Below are 13,995 nucleotides of genomic sequence, written 5' to 3' on the forward strand. Positions count from 1 at the left end.
AAGGATAAGCCGGTGGCGATGTCGATTATTCAAGGTCGCTTGATTGGTTTGGCTCACTTTACGGTGGGGTATATCCTGACTTATGCGGCGTTCTTGATTGCTTCGACGGCAAGTAAGTTCGGTTAACCTGCCACAGAAAAACAATAATTTGAATAGACTCTACCTATCCTCATGAGGTTAGGGGGAGTTTAAATAAAAATCCCCTGCTATGAAAGCGGGGGATTTTTATTGCCCGACGTTGAAAAACCGGGTTTCTCGACGAAATTTCTGGTAGTTAGCCATTGATTCCGATGAGAAACCCGGTTTTTTGTCCGGTTGATTTAAAACTGAACAGAGGGCCTAAAAAGAGGGTTTGGGAATAGCCGGTCGTTGTTGTCCTGACCACTCTTTTTTCGACCTATTGCGGTTAATTCAGGGAATGACGCCTGGAATTAGCGATCGCTTTCAACGTAGATGAACAGCAGACCCATCACGACGGCGGGCATTAACCAGCAAACGACGGGAATCAAAATCCAAGGCAAGTAAGCAGCTGCATAAGCACCTGTCATATCTAATTTCTCCTATTTCAAGTTTTGGGTTGACGAGAGGACGATTAACGACGGTTAGTCACTTATTTTCCTCTAAAAAGGTGGGAATTTTCAAAAATCAGAATCTGCCGATGCAGATGAACTAATTTTAGGTGACTGGAGGTCACGGTTCAAAACCAGCAAATTAAAGCCCTAGCAAGGGACTAAAGGTCTAGTTAGTTGACTAAACCCCGGAAAATGGCATCGACGCCACCCAGGTTTTCCAAGAGGAAATAGGCGAAGAATGCGCCACCCATTGCACCAATGAAGAACCCAGCGGTTAGCTGACTCCAACCCTCAGCAGTTTTGAGGGTGATAGGGGCTTGGGGATTTTGGCTGGGGTAATCATCATCGCCGGTGACTTGGAACGAGGCAATCCCGTAGACAGACATACAGGCGGTGGCGATTAAAACTAGAGACAGGGCCGAGACTAATCCACCTAAGTTGGCAGTTGGGGCATAGTCGCGCAGGGGACCGAATTTAACCCAAGGACCCACAAGCCAATAGCCGTGGGCCATCCCAATTTCGATTCCACGCAGGATGGGGGAGAGTCCTTTACGGTAGGCAGGCAGGTTACCAATGAATGCTTTGGTGAAGGCAGAGTCGCTAATCGGGGTAGAGAGGTGACCCACAAAGGGGTCTCCACCGTAAGGCTTCACCATTTCAATATCTCTTGCATCGGCCATATTTGTTTTTCCTCTTGGTGTGACAATCAGTAAAAGAACTTAAGGTCATATTCTAAGCAAGGAGGGGTAGCCTAGTCTCAGAATTAGTGGGTAGCTTTAAAAAACTTCATGAAAATCGCCTACATCCCCTGGGGCTGGTAACCACTGATTTTAATTTACCCCGGTTCGGTGACCTTTGCGATCGCGATCCCAGCCTTTATTCTCTGATTAGAGCAGGTTCTGGGTTTAACTTCGGTTTCTGTTAAATTTTGTTAAGAAATTTAACAATTCCAGGGAATAGGCAGGGTATTTCTACCCCTTCAGAGATTTTGCCACAGCTCAAGGGCGATCGCCCCGGGTCAAAAGGCAGATTTCAGGCGAATCAGGACCCAGGGTCACTCATCCACCGGCATGATTTCGGACTGTTTCCCCGAACAACGGTTGGGGGATTTTTAGAGTGTTCTGGGGAAGGGGATACAGCAACGGGAAAACCAACCGGGTTTTTTTAGCCTCTTTTTGCTGACTCCTTTCCTGTGGAGAATTGTCCAATTTAGGGAGACTGGTAGGAGGTTTGATTATAGAAATTCAAATATTGATAAAATTTATAAATTAGACTCCAATTGAAAAGCGATCGCCTGACTCTTTCTAAGTTCACAGAAGCGATCGCCTTCACTTGGGCTAGGGGTTATTCTGGAAAATCGGGAATAATCCATTTCGGAGGCTGCGTCCGTTTTTTTCTAATGGCTTCTTCTGCGATTTCTATCATTTTATCTAAGGATGTTTCCTCGATAAACTGGGATGTTTGTTCTGCATATTCACGGTTGGGGCATTTATCTCCCAATACACAGCCATTCACGCAGGCTACAGCACAGTTAATAGTCTCTGTCACGACAAACCTCTTCTTTATCTTCCTCTGAATTGACATTGACCCCGGACGACTGTACCGGCTTGATGAAAGCAAATCCCAGTCGTCTACTAAGAATCTAAGTTCTGAATAATTATTGTAGCATCACGGGTGAGGGGCATTGATATCCGTGGGACTGTGAACGTTAGAAAAGACTGGACTGCCAGGGATTAGCGAAAAGCGCAGTCGCCTGGGTCCCCTCCCAGAAGCCCCCCGCAATCAATCATCTGGGGTACTGAGACTTGTAATCGGGAATTCCCCGAAAACCGGGCGGTTGCGATAGACTATCAGCACGACTAATCTATCCGCAGAAGTGGCCCCCGAATGTTCGGATTCTCCAGGGGTTGCTGGGGTTGAGTGGGTGCGATCGCCCTTGGGTGAAACCCGCCTTCTCCAGTTCCTGTGGCGGAGGCGATCGCACCGGAGTTAAACCGGCTATTGATTCCCTCAAATGATGGGGATTTTTTAGCGGGTTTAACCCTGAAAATGCTGCTCCAATTCCTCCGGATTATCAAGCGTTCTAACTGTGAATTCTAACCCATATAACCGCTATTTTTTTGAGATTATGGCTATCAATTTCATGTTTGCGGCCTTAAATAAAGCTGTTAAAATTGGCTCTTTATCCTTAATGATTGCTGGACTTGGGGGCTGTACCAATTTGGTTAAGTCAGGAGTTGGTGTCACCGATATTGAGCAGATCGAAAGCAACTGGCAGAATAAAGATACGGTGTATTTAAAAGGAACCGTTGAAAATCGGGCCCCGTTTCTGCAATCGGGAGCTTATCAACTGCAAGATGCCACGGGAGCAATTTGGGTCATGACCGATTCAACCCTGCCAAATGTGGGCGATCGCCTGGTGATGAAAGGTCAGGTAACCTATCAAAGTATTCCGATTGCGGGACAAGAGTTAGGAGAAGTTTACATTAAAGAAATGGAACTACTTGAACGAGAGAGTTCTGGCAAGAATAATCTTTAAATTTTTCGCGTTAAAAGAAACCGGGTGAATTAAATCATCCCGGTTTCTTTTTTTTGAAATTAACGTAAAGTCACGACCTCTTCGGCAGTGGAAGGATGAATACCAATGGTGGCATCAAAGTCTTTTTTCGTGGCTCCCATATTGACAGCAATGGCTAAACCTTGAACGATTTCTGCCGCATCTTTTCCGACGATATGGACTCCTAAAATGCGGTCGGTGGTTTTGTCCACAATTAATTTAATCATCACCTTTTCATCGGCATCGGTGAGACTATAAAACATGGGACGGAATTTGGCGCGATAGATGGTTACATTGTCGCCCACTTTGTCGCGGGCTTCCTCTTCAGTTAAGCCGACTGTGGAAGCTTCCGGCTGAGAAAAGACAGCGGTGGGGATGCCGGTATGGTTAATATGGCGAGGGAGATGACCAAAGACGGTATCGGCAAAAGCACGACCTTCAGCGATCGCCACCGGGGTTAAATTCATGCGATCGGTACAATCTCCCACGGCATAGATATGGGGTTGATTCGTGCAACTATCGGGACTGACGGCGATCGCACCGAGAAGCACTTCAACCCCAGCATTCTCTAAGTTTAACCGGCTTAAATTCGGTTTGCGCCCGGTTGCACAGAGTAACGCATCAACGGTGATTGGCTCATGTTCTTCCCCTGCAAACATCAATTTTAAGCCGTCATCGGTCTTCTCAATTTTCTCCAGGGTTGTCTGAGTTTTGAATTGAATCCCATGTTTGGTCATGCCTTCTTGAATGTTCTGGGCAATATCTTGATCAAAGCCATGTAAAATATAGTCGCGCCGAATAATTTCGGTGACTTCAGCCCCCAACCCATTCATAATCGAAGCAAACTCGACACCGATATAACCGCCACCCCAAACGGCGAACCGTTTGGGAAATGTGCTGAGGTGGAACATTTCATTGGAGGTGATGCTATGTTCGATGCCCTCAATATTCGGTTTCTCCGGCTTTCCTCCCACGGCAATCAAGATTTTGTCTGCTGTGATTTTGCGATCGCCTACTTCAATGGTATGGGGATCAACAAAAGTAGCCATCCCATTGATTAACTCAACCCCAGCTTTTTCCAGATTATTAATATGGATCTGATTCAGGCGCATCACTTCTTTCTGAACCACTTCCACCAGTTTATTCCAATCAAAATTGGGTTCCGCTTTTTCCCAACCGTAACCTACGGCATTTTGATACAGTTTAGAAAATTGGGACGCATACACCATTAATTTTTTGGGAACGCAACCCCGGATGACACAGGTACCTCCGACTAAATCCCCTTCGGCGATCGCCACTTTAGCCCCATAAGAGGCAGCCCGTTTCGATGCCGCTAATCCGCCAGAACCTGCACCTATCACGAATAGGTCATAATCAAAGTTCGTCATTTAAGTCACTCCGTTTGTCTTCTTTTAATACCAGGGTAATCGGTTTTGTAAAGCGATGGGGAGGATGGGGGAGATGGGGAGGTTGGGGAGGTTGGGGGAGATGGGGAGGTTGGGGAGGTTGGGGAAGATGTTCTTCTTGTTTGTAGTAACGACTTCAGTCGTTCTCCTCAATGGTTCGTAGTAACGACTTCAGTCGTTGCCGCGTTACTTGGCTTGAGCCAAGTAACCCACCGATATCAGATTCTCCCTCCAGTTCCCAAACAGGCAGGCGCTAGATCCTCGGATTGCTCGTGTTATGGCTTAAGCCATAACACGAGAGCAACGACTGAAGTCGTTACTACAAACAAGAAGAACATTTCCCCCATCTCCCCCATCCCCAAGCTTTCAGTATAAATACTAACAAAGCCCTCCGTATTGTTACGGAGATAATGATTGATGACAAATACGGATGTTCTAAAACACGGGAACCGTTAAGCTATAGCATATTACTAAAGTCAGCCTTTCTATGAGTTTAAGGGAGAGGAGAAAAACCCTAGTTTCCCCTGTAGTGATTGGCGGCTAATTTACCGATATTTTATCATAAAAAATCTGTTGCCTTCCCTGTGTTGAAACGAGGGTTTAGGCGGGGATTGTTTTAAACTTGCTGTGAGGAACTCCGAAAAACAGTATTTAAAAATCAGCCAGATGGCTGATGCGATCGCCCTAGGTAGGGGGGTCATAATATAACTATACTCTCTGAGCCGATTGACATGGATTAAGTGATTTTAGATACCAATCTTCCTTCCCGCGATGACCTATGGAGCATTGTTAAAAAATCATGATAAATTCTGGGGCTGATGGGCTTGAATGTTACACTGGTAACACCCTTAATCGGAACGGTTTGATAAACTAGGGATGCGATTAAGGTTGAGAATTAGCAGAGGGATTCATAAAATTCAGAATAACTAAAACAATTAAATGCTTTATTTCAATAAAATTCAAGCCTTTTATTATTAAAGTCCAACTTGGGATATGGGCGTTAAAAGTTAAAAATAAAGTTTAGTTAGTTTGCAGCCTAAATATAGAGAAGTAAAGAGGGAGTTATGATGGAAAATACAACCATTCAGCAGCAGAAACAAGAGAAGGTTTGTAGTGCAGCCGCGCAGCTTGTTGGGTCGCCAACTAAGGCATTACAAAAAATTGTAACCAATAATCTATCTGGGCGACTGACGATTCGAGATACGTCGGATCCTTCTGTATTTTGGCGGGTCCATTTTGGCAATGGCAAGGTGCATTTTGCCAGTAGCCTGACGGGATATCAAGAGCGCCTCAGTTATTACCTTTCTCGGTTATGCCCGGAGCTGAAAGAGCTTTCCCTAGAAGGGTTCCAGTCAGATTATCAGGTGATTTGCCATTACTGGAAAGCCGGAAAACTTTCCTTACAACAGGCTAGAGAAGTCTTACTTAAACTCACCCAAGAAGCATTGGTGCAGGTCCTTAATTTACCCCAAGCGGGACTGCAATTTGAAAAGACGGTGGGACTGGACCCAATTTTGCTCTCTCTGCCGTTGAAGCAGACGATTTTACCGATGCGGGACGCGATTGGAAAGTGGGCAAAAATTAGGGCAGAAATTGCCTCGCCGTTTCAGAGAGTTTTTATTAGGAATTTAGAGCAAATCCCTAAACTCCTTTGGCCGACGTTTAAAAATGTTGAAGGGATTAAACGGCTGATTGAAGTTTTAAATCGGGGTGGGTGTCTGTATGAAGTGGCCCAAGGGTTGAAAATCGATGTCCTGTCTTTGGCTTTGTTACTGCAACCGTTGGTGCAAGCGGAAGCGGTTGGGGTGAAGCCCTATCAGTTGGAAAAGGTAGAAGATGGGCCGATTATTGCTTGTATTGATGATAGTAAAACAACTCAGCGGCACGTTCGGGCGATTTTGCAGGCGGCGGGATACCGTTGTTTGATGTTAACGGAACCGGCGAAAGCATTAACGACTTTGGCACGGCATAAACCGGCGTTGGTGCTGATGGATATTAATATGCCAGAAATTAATGGTTATGAACTCTGCCGGATGTTGCGCCAGTCGAGTTTGTTGCAGGAAATCCCGATTGTGATGTTGACGGGACGGGATGGGATCATCGATAAGATGCGATCGCGGATGGTGGGGGCGAATGATTATATCACCAAACCCTTTGATGCCCAACAACTCTTGAAGGCGATCGAAATGCAGTTACTCGGCACTGCGGATTCTGAAAGGGAAACAATTCTGCAAACTGGGTGATTTCACCTCATTTCCCCGGGGAATGAACTATCGTAATCTATAGCAAGCGGATTGGAACTAGCCATTCAAAGTGCGATAGGATAACCGGGAAAATGCTGAGAACGTATGCAGGGTTGCAATTAAGTCCCAAGGTACAAGTTGTGGTCCCGATGGAGCAAGTCGTAGAAGAAATTGCCCGATCGCGACGGCAAATTTGTCCGATCCCCGGGGTTCCCGAGGCGATTTTAGGGGTGGTGAATATCGCCGGTAAGTTGCTCTGGGTGATTGATTTGGCTGATTTTCTGACGGAGATTTTGGGACTGACGCCCCGATCGCCCTCGCGAGGGGATGAGTTAACTTTGGTCGTAATTCGCAAGGACCCACCCCCGGAACAGCACCCGGAGGAGGAAGAATCCACCATCACTCCCTTCGCTTGTGTCGTCTGCGATCGCCTTTTCACCCTCACCCTCAACTCCACCCACTTTACCCCCATTCCCGATCCCTGGAGACCCCTACTCCGTCCCCTGTTTTCCGGTTTAATCTGGATCTCACCCCCCACGGATGCTGCATCGCGTCGGTTTCCCGTGGGATTGCTCCAAGTGAGCGCCCTATTTGATGCCCTCAGTCGGCACAGTACCCTCACTGCCGGAGAATTGCGATGATCTCATCCAATCACGAACCCTCTGTGCCGGAAAATCTGCGCCTCGACTCTTTTGCGATCGCCAACCTAGATCCAGAAGCGCGCCACTGCTTCCTCCATGAAGAAGCACCGGAATGTTTACTCGCCTTAGAGCAAGGAATCCAGTGCTTAAACAGCAACGCCGCCACTCAGGAGAACCTCGGCACTGCCTTCCCTGACTTGATTCGCGCCGCCCATACCCTCAAAGGCGGTGCCGGAATTGTCGGGTTACAGCAACTCTCCCACCTGTCACACTATATTGAAGAGTTATTAATCGCCCTCAATGATGGACGAGTCCCTCACTTACCTTCCGCCTACGAACTCCTATCTCTGAGTCTCGACCCCATCGGGGATTTACTCGTAGGCGCTTGGAATGGCAATGACTCCCAAACCTCCGATCGCCGACTCCAGAATCTGATCGTCACCCTCGATCGCTTTGTCCAAGATTTACCCCCTCCGCTTCAGGAGAATTTAGAAGAAGAAGGCGCAGGGGAGGAGTTCCCTCACGCCACTGATTCGCCGGTGAACTCCTTTGTTAAAACTGCCTTGGAGGTTGATTTAGAAGACTGTCTACAACGCCTCACACGATCGCTGGCTGAATTTACTGACAATCCCACCTCCGCAGAACCCTCACTCCGCCAGAGTCTCACTATTTTTTTAGAAGAATGCACCCTCCTGGGAGAAACCTTGGGGTTAAAGGGGTTAACCATTATCAGTCGGGAAATTTCTGCATCCCTCTCCCAGGAACAAGCTCTACCGGAAGAGTTAGCACAACTTGCGATCGCCCGAATTCGCACCCTCCGAACAGAAACTCTCACCCCATCCTCCCCATCCCCGCCATCTCCCGAATCCGAGGCAACCCGTTCCTCTATCCCGGAACGGTTTTTAAAATACCTGATTGTCAATCCCAATCCCGATCTCGCACCAGCAAATCTGACCCTGCGAGTCCCCGTCAGGCGCTTAGATCGCATGAGTGATACCCTGGGGAATTTAATCGTGGAATCCGATCGCCTCACCCTAGAACAAGAAAAACTCCAAACCGCGATCGCCACCCTCTCCCAATCCCCAAACCTAACGGCGATCGCCTCCGACATCCAACAAACCCTCGATCGCCTCAAAACCTCCCTCAACCAACTCAACCGGGACCTCACCGACTCCCGACTAATTCCCTTTGGGGCGATCGCAGAACGATTTATCACCCCCTTGGAAACCTTGCAACGACAGTATGGGAAGCAAGTCGAATTAGTCATCCAGGGAAAAGATAGACGGGTCGATCAACCGATTTTAGAACAATTACAAACCCCCTTAACCCACCTATTTCGCAATGCCTTCGATCATGGGATCGAGTTACCCACGGAACGCAAAGCACTGGGTAAGTCACCCACGGCTAAAATCACCTTCTCTGCCACCGTTGAAGGGTCGCAACTGGTGATTACCGTGGAAGATGATGGACGAGGGATTGATCCGCAGAAGGTTTATAAGCGGGCATTAGCAATGGGACTGATTGATCCCGAAAAAGGGTTTTCTAAAACCCTTTCTCCGGAGAATTCCAACCCGAGTGAGATTTTACAATTTCTGTTCACGCCGGGATTTTCTACTGCCTCGAAAGTGACGGATTTATCGGGACGTGGGGTGGGGTTAGATATCGTCCAACATCAAGTGGCACGACTACGGGGAACTTTGCAAGTCGAGACAGTATTGGGACAGGGTACTAAGTTTACCATTGCTGTTCCTTTGACTTTGAGCCGGTTGTCTGTTTACTTGTGCCAATGTCAAGACTACACTGTTGCAATTCCCGCAGATAAGGCGATCGCTGTGGTGAAGTTATCCCAGGCAGAAATCGCAGGGGGTGAAATAGGCGATCGCCATGAAGAAATTCCCGGACAAACGGAACCCTTGCCCATTTTTAGATTATGGGATTTGCTGCCCTATCGAACACAGGTTCGGGAAGCAGTTTCAAAAGTGAATTCGCCCTCGGTTTGTCTGATTTTGTGGGTGAAGGGTCAACAGGTGGCGATCGCGGTGAATGCGGTGCTCGAAGAACGTCCTGTCATGCTCAAACCCTTGGATCTCACGGTCCCCGTTCCTCCCTACGTTGCCGGTTGTACCGTTCTAGGCAGCGGTGAAGTGGTGCCAGTCCTCGCCCCCCATCACTTTCACCCGTTACTGTTTCCCCGTTCCCCTCTTAAACCCGTCACCCATGTCTCACCGGATACAGTGTTGAGTTCCGATGCTGCTCCTCATCTATTAATTGTGGATGATTCCCTCATCATGCGCCGGATGTTGCAGGATCTATTCGAGGGTGCCGGATTTGTCTCTACAGTCTGTACCAATGGACGGGAGGCATTAACTCAACTAGCGCGATCGCCCCAGGGACAATTCCACCTGATCCTTTCCGATGTGGAAATGCCCCATTTAGACGGATTAGGATTACTCCAGACGGTGCGATCGGACCCCCAATGGCATCAGGTTCCGATGGTGATGCTCTCCTCCCGCGCCAATCCCGAGGATATTCAGAAAGGGATGGAATTAGGCGCAACTACCTATTTGAGTAAACCTTTCGATCCGGCAAGGTTGCTTGCCGCTATTCGCGAGATCCTTGTCGCGGGTGAGGGACCGCCATCGGGATTGGGGGGATGGGGGAGATTTGGGAGATTTGGGGGAGATTTTGGGGATAAATTTCTTTTTTAACTCCAACTATGCCTATAGATAGAGATTCTAATTTTAAGGTTTATCCCTTAAGATACAGGACAAAAATAATAAATAGTGCTAGATGTATCTTAAGTTAGAGAACCTTAATTTTTTGTGATTAAGGTACTCCTCAAGATATATGACTCTCATTCCTAGCGTGTTTTACTCTAGTGGAAGAAATGAAGGGCTTTTAAAACTCTCATCAAGCTACTGGGGAATGAATTAAGGGGGGATGACAATCTTTAAGAGAACTTTACATAAAAATCCTGGAATTATCTCTAGTCAATGATAAACTTGGGATAAATCAGCTATCCTTCCGACTGATTAAATTCAAGCAGGAGCGATCGCAGATCTAGTCTCGGTCAAATTTGGAGCCGTTTTTAGGGAAACTCACCTGAGACTCACCACACGGCTTTTAGACTCAAGAACGTTTGGCGATCGCCACTGAATTGAGGATCACCGAGTTCGGAAATCCAGTTTATTTACTCAGGGTGAACTGGAGTCATTATAAAGATTCAGAAGATTGGACATTGAACTGTCGTAGAATCTGAAAAATTTCAGATTTAGGAAATCCCAGAACCTTTAAAAAATCCTGGGATGCAATTTCAGGAGATTGATAAACTCCTTTTAAACCCGGCGATTCAGGCAATCGCCAAATGTATTGTGAATTTATGTAGTATTTATCAAGGTAAAGTCATGAGAAATCCTGTTATCGCCATTGGATTGGATGCCGGAGACCCGAATCTGCTGGAAAAATGGATGGCGCAAGGGCATTTAAAGAACTTAAAAAAATTGCGCGATCGCGGAGCCTACGGACGACTCAAAACCTTTGATTATTATCGAGCCGAAACCCCTTGGACCACCTTTTTAACCGGATCTTCTCCCGAAAAAACTGGCTATTGGGCACCCGTAAAACTCAGAGAAGGGAGCTATCATGTAGACCCCATAGAAGCCTATGACTTTGCCGAATATGAACCCTTCTATGCCCTTGGGGATGATTATAAAGTAGCTGTCTTTGATATGCCCCAAGCTCCCCTAAGCGATCGGGTCAATGGAGTCCAAGGATTAGCTTGGGGAGCCCATTCCCCTCAAACCCCCACCCATTCCAAACCGGAAGCATTTCTCGCGGACATCATCGCCAAACATGGAGAACATCCAGCATTACATAAAGATTTTGCTAGTATCTTAGATATTCCCGCCCTCCAGGAACTTCAGAAGAAATTAGAAACCGGGATTGAGCGGCGCGGTCAGATTTGTAAAGATTTACTCCAACAAGATAACTGGGACTTCTTGTTAACCATTTTTGGAGAAACCCACTCTGCCGGACATTTTTTCTGGCACTTAAGTCAACCGGATCATCCCCTGTATCCCGTGATGGGGAATCGCTACCCGGGAGACCCGTTGTTAGCGATTTTTGAAGCCATTGATACAGCCATTGGTGAGATTTTAACCGCTGCGCCGGAGAATGCCAATGTCGTCGTCTTTGCGGCACATGGCATGGACTTTAACAATATGGATCTACCCAGTATGGTATTTTTGCCCGAGTTTCTCTATCGGTGGAATTTCCCCGGAAAAGTGGGATTAGCCGAGGGGAAAATGGGTCAAAATCCAGGGGGACCGCTAGTGGGAGAACGGGCGAAACGGGGCTTTATGGGAACCCTCTGGAGTCTCAAAGGCGATCGCAATCCATTACGAGGATTTTTGCGGCGAACCCTTCCCACAAAAATCTTTAGCCGGATTGAACCCCTGTTTGGTTCCGAACCGGAACAGGATTTGATTTCGCCATTTGAAATGCAGAAAAAAGGCGATCGGCTATTTTTCCAAACCCCCTGTTGGTATCAACCCGCATGGCCCCGGATGAAAGCCTTTGCCCTCCCGAGTTTCTCCGAAGGATATATCCGAATCAACTTGAAAGGACGGGAACCCAATGGAATCGTTGACCCCTCGGAATACGATACCGTTTGTGATGAAATTACCGCACAATTGTATCAACTCAAAGATTCCCGAACCGGGGAAACAATGGTACAAGATGTAGTGCGGACTCGCCAAACTGCCACCGACTCCGACCCCAAACTACCCGATGCCGATTTGGTGATTATCTGGCAGGATAAATGCGCTAGTGATACCGTAGAAAGCCCGACTATTGGCCGGATTGGACCCGTTCCATTTAATCGCACAGGCTCTCATCGGTCCGATGGATTTTTAGCCTTGGCAGGACCCAATATTGAACCCGGTTCTACCTTGCCTTTCGGCCATTCTTTAGATTTAGCCCCCACTTTATTAGCATTATTAGAGGCCCCGATTCCCAACTCTTGCGAAGGAAAACCTCTAATCAATCAACCGGCAGTGGTTCGCTAAACAACTGGCCTTTAAACCTTCTAGGCAATGGCTGCATTGCATCTCCTCGACTCCCCTAGTCCGGGGGTCCAGGAAAGGTTAGAAACCCGGTTTCTTCACAAAAATGTTGGTAATTAGCAGTAGATAAAGTTAAGAAACCGGGTTTCTTGTCCGAGTTAATCTAATCAGGAGTTTTTAGTTTGAAACTTAACGAAACAAATCCGGTAAGCTTGGGCGATTCTTGTTGGGAAAATAAATTATTGAAAATCCCGTTATGTGCTTAATCGGGTTCCATTGTAAAAAACGTAAAAAACATGAGAAATCTGGATCGGTTCAGGATGTATCATAAACTCATCAATCCTGCCCACTTGTTTCCGAAACGGATGAATTGAAAAGACTTTCATTGTTAATTAGGGGTGAAGTATTATGCCATTAGTTTCTGTTGTTGTTCCCGCTTACAATGTTTCAAAAACGATTCGCGATACCCTCGATTCGATTTTAAAACAAACTTTTTCTGATTTTGAACTGATTATTATTAATGATGGCTCTACCGATAATACGTTACAGGTTATCGAAGGAGTCCGAGACCCAAGACTTCAAGTCTTCTCTTATGAAAATGGCGGACTCCCCGAAGCGCGAAATCGGGGAATTGCTCGCGCAACCGGAGAGTTTATTACCTTTATGGATGCAGACGATTTGTGGACGCCGGATAAATTAGCGCGCCAGGTTGCTGCATTACAACAAAATCCGGAAGCAGGACTCGCTTATAGTTGGACCTGCTTTATGGATAGCGAAGGTAAATCCTTTAGTAAAGATTTTCCTTGTTATCTTGAAGGCAATGTTTATCCCCAATTGTTAGTCGGTAATTTCATTACCTCTGGGTCGAATGTGATGATGCGTGCATCGGCGATTGAATCCGTGGGACCGTTTGATCGCACCCTGAAATCCATCGAAGATTGGGAATATTGGTTACGAGTTGCAGCGAAATGGCCGTTTGTAGTCGTCCCCCAGCATCAAATCCTGTATCGACAATCGGCGACATCAATGGCCTCTAAAATTGATGTCATGGAAAAATATAGCGTCATGGTCATCGATCGCGCCTTTGCCAACGCACCCGCAGAACTGCAAGGACTGAAAAAACACAGTTTAGCCAATACCTATCAATATTTAGCCCGAATCTGCGTCACCCATACCCCAGATGCTGAAAAACTGCAAACCGGATGGGAAAAATTGCAAAAAGCGATTCGCTTGCACCCGGCTATTTTACTAGATAAAAAAGTTCAGCGCCTGTTAGGAAAGTGGATGTTACTCCGCCTAGGTTCTCCAGATGTGTCCCAATATTTCCTCGAAAAATTTGGACAAATGAATCCAAAAAACGACCCCCGTCGGAATAATCTCAATCAAGAGAAAACCGAGAAAAATATCCTAGAAGTTGACAATCAAATTCAAAACTTTTTGAATCAAGCAGTTTTGTAATTTCTAGCCACATCAAGCGGGGGTTTAAATCCCTGCCTCGCTCTTACGCAGATGT

At 46.8% G+C, this 13,995-nt stretch carries 11 protein-coding genes; 7 read left to right on the forward strand and 4 right to left on the reverse strand.

Features of this window, described 5'->3' with window-relative positions:
* On the forward strand, positions 1-126 hold a 126-nt coding region (locus NG795_RS19945), incomplete at its 5' end, for a hypothetical protein (RefSeq protein WP_367290479.1).
* 305 nt (positions 127-431) lie between these two features.
* Here the strand turns inward: NG795_RS19945 and NG795_RS19950 are convergent.
* The 3 genes from NG795_RS19950 to NG795_RS19960 all read right to left on the reverse strand — a co-directional run bounded on the left by NG795_RS19950 (position 432) and on the right by NG795_RS19960 (position 2,156).
* Positions 432-548, reverse strand: coding sequence for a photosystem I reaction center subunit VIII (locus tag NG795_RS19950; RefSeq protein WP_261201763.1), 117 nt, complete (start codon positions 546-548; stop codon positions 432-434).
* A gap of 194 nt (positions 549-742) precedes the next feature.
* Positions 743-1,252 carry a photosystem I reaction center protein subunit XI gene (locus NG795_RS19955; protein WP_367290400.1) on the reverse strand — a complete coding sequence of 170 codons (510 nt, stop codon included), beginning with the start codon at positions 1,250-1,252 and terminating at the stop codon, positions 743-745.
* 664 nt (positions 1,253-1,916) lie between these two features.
* The gene (locus NG795_RS19960; RefSeq protein ID WP_436836069.1) at positions 1,917-2,156 is read right to left on the reverse strand and encodes a hypothetical protein; all 240 of its coding nucleotides are present in this window, start codon (positions 2,154-2,156) and stop codon (positions 1,917-1,919) included.
* Positions 2,157-2,661: 505 nt separating this feature from the next.
* Between NG795_RS19960 and NG795_RS19965 the strand changes: the two genes are divergently transcribed.
* Positions 2,662-3,111, forward strand: a complete 450-nt coding sequence (locus tag NG795_RS19965) for a hypothetical protein (RefSeq protein WP_367290401.1) — start codon at positions 2,662-2,664, stop codon at positions 3,109-3,111.
* Positions 3,112-3,170: 59 nt separating this feature from the next.
* Here NG795_RS19965 and gor read toward each other — a convergent pair whose 3' ends face one another.
* A complete protein-coding gene (gene gor / locus NG795_RS19970; protein ID WP_367290402.1) occupies positions 3,171-4,517 on the reverse strand; it encodes a glutathione-disulfide reductase in 1,347 nt (448 codons plus the stop codon).
* A 1,082-nt stretch (positions 4,518-5,599) separates the two neighbouring features.
* Here gor and NG795_RS19975 point away from each other — a divergent pair.
* From NG795_RS19975 to NG795_RS19995, 5 genes are all read left to right on the forward strand, one after another.
* Positions 5,600-6,778: a response regulator gene (locus NG795_RS19975; RefSeq protein WP_367290403.1), complete on the forward strand. Its 1,179-nt coding sequence runs from the start codon at positions 5,600-5,602 to the stop codon at positions 6,776-6,778.
* Between the two features lie 92 nt (positions 6,779-6,870).
* The gene (locus NG795_RS19980; RefSeq protein ID WP_367290404.1) at positions 6,871-7,419 is read left to right on the forward strand and encodes a chemotaxis protein CheW; all 549 of its coding nucleotides are present in this window, start codon (positions 6,871-6,873) and stop codon (positions 7,417-7,419) included.
* Positions 7,416-10,127: a hybrid sensor histidine kinase/response regulator gene (locus tag NG795_RS19985; RefSeq protein WP_367290405.1), complete on the forward strand. Its 2,712-nt coding sequence runs from the start codon at positions 7,416-7,418 to the stop codon at positions 10,125-10,127. The genes NG795_RS19980 and NG795_RS19985 overlap by 4 nt, the downstream gene beginning before the upstream one ends.
* 696 nt (positions 10,128-10,823) lie before the next feature.
* Positions 10,824-12,485 carry an alkaline phosphatase family protein gene (locus NG795_RS19990; protein ID WP_367290406.1) on the forward strand — a complete coding sequence of 554 codons (1,662 nt, stop codon included), beginning with the start codon at positions 10,824-10,826 and terminating at the stop codon, positions 12,483-12,485.
* Between the two features lie 405 nt (positions 12,486-12,890).
* Positions 12,891-13,940 carry a glycosyltransferase family 2 protein gene (locus NG795_RS19995; protein WP_367290407.1) on the forward strand — a complete coding sequence of 350 codons (1,050 nt, stop codon included), beginning with the start codon at positions 12,891-12,893 and terminating at the stop codon, positions 13,938-13,940.
* The last annotated feature ends 55 nt before the right edge of the window (positions 13,941-13,995 follow it).

The organism is Laspinema palackyanum D2c, assembly GCF_025370875.1.
Lineage (GTDB): Bacteria > Cyanobacteriota > Cyanobacteriia > Cyanobacteriales > Laspinemataceae > Laspinema > Laspinema palackyanum.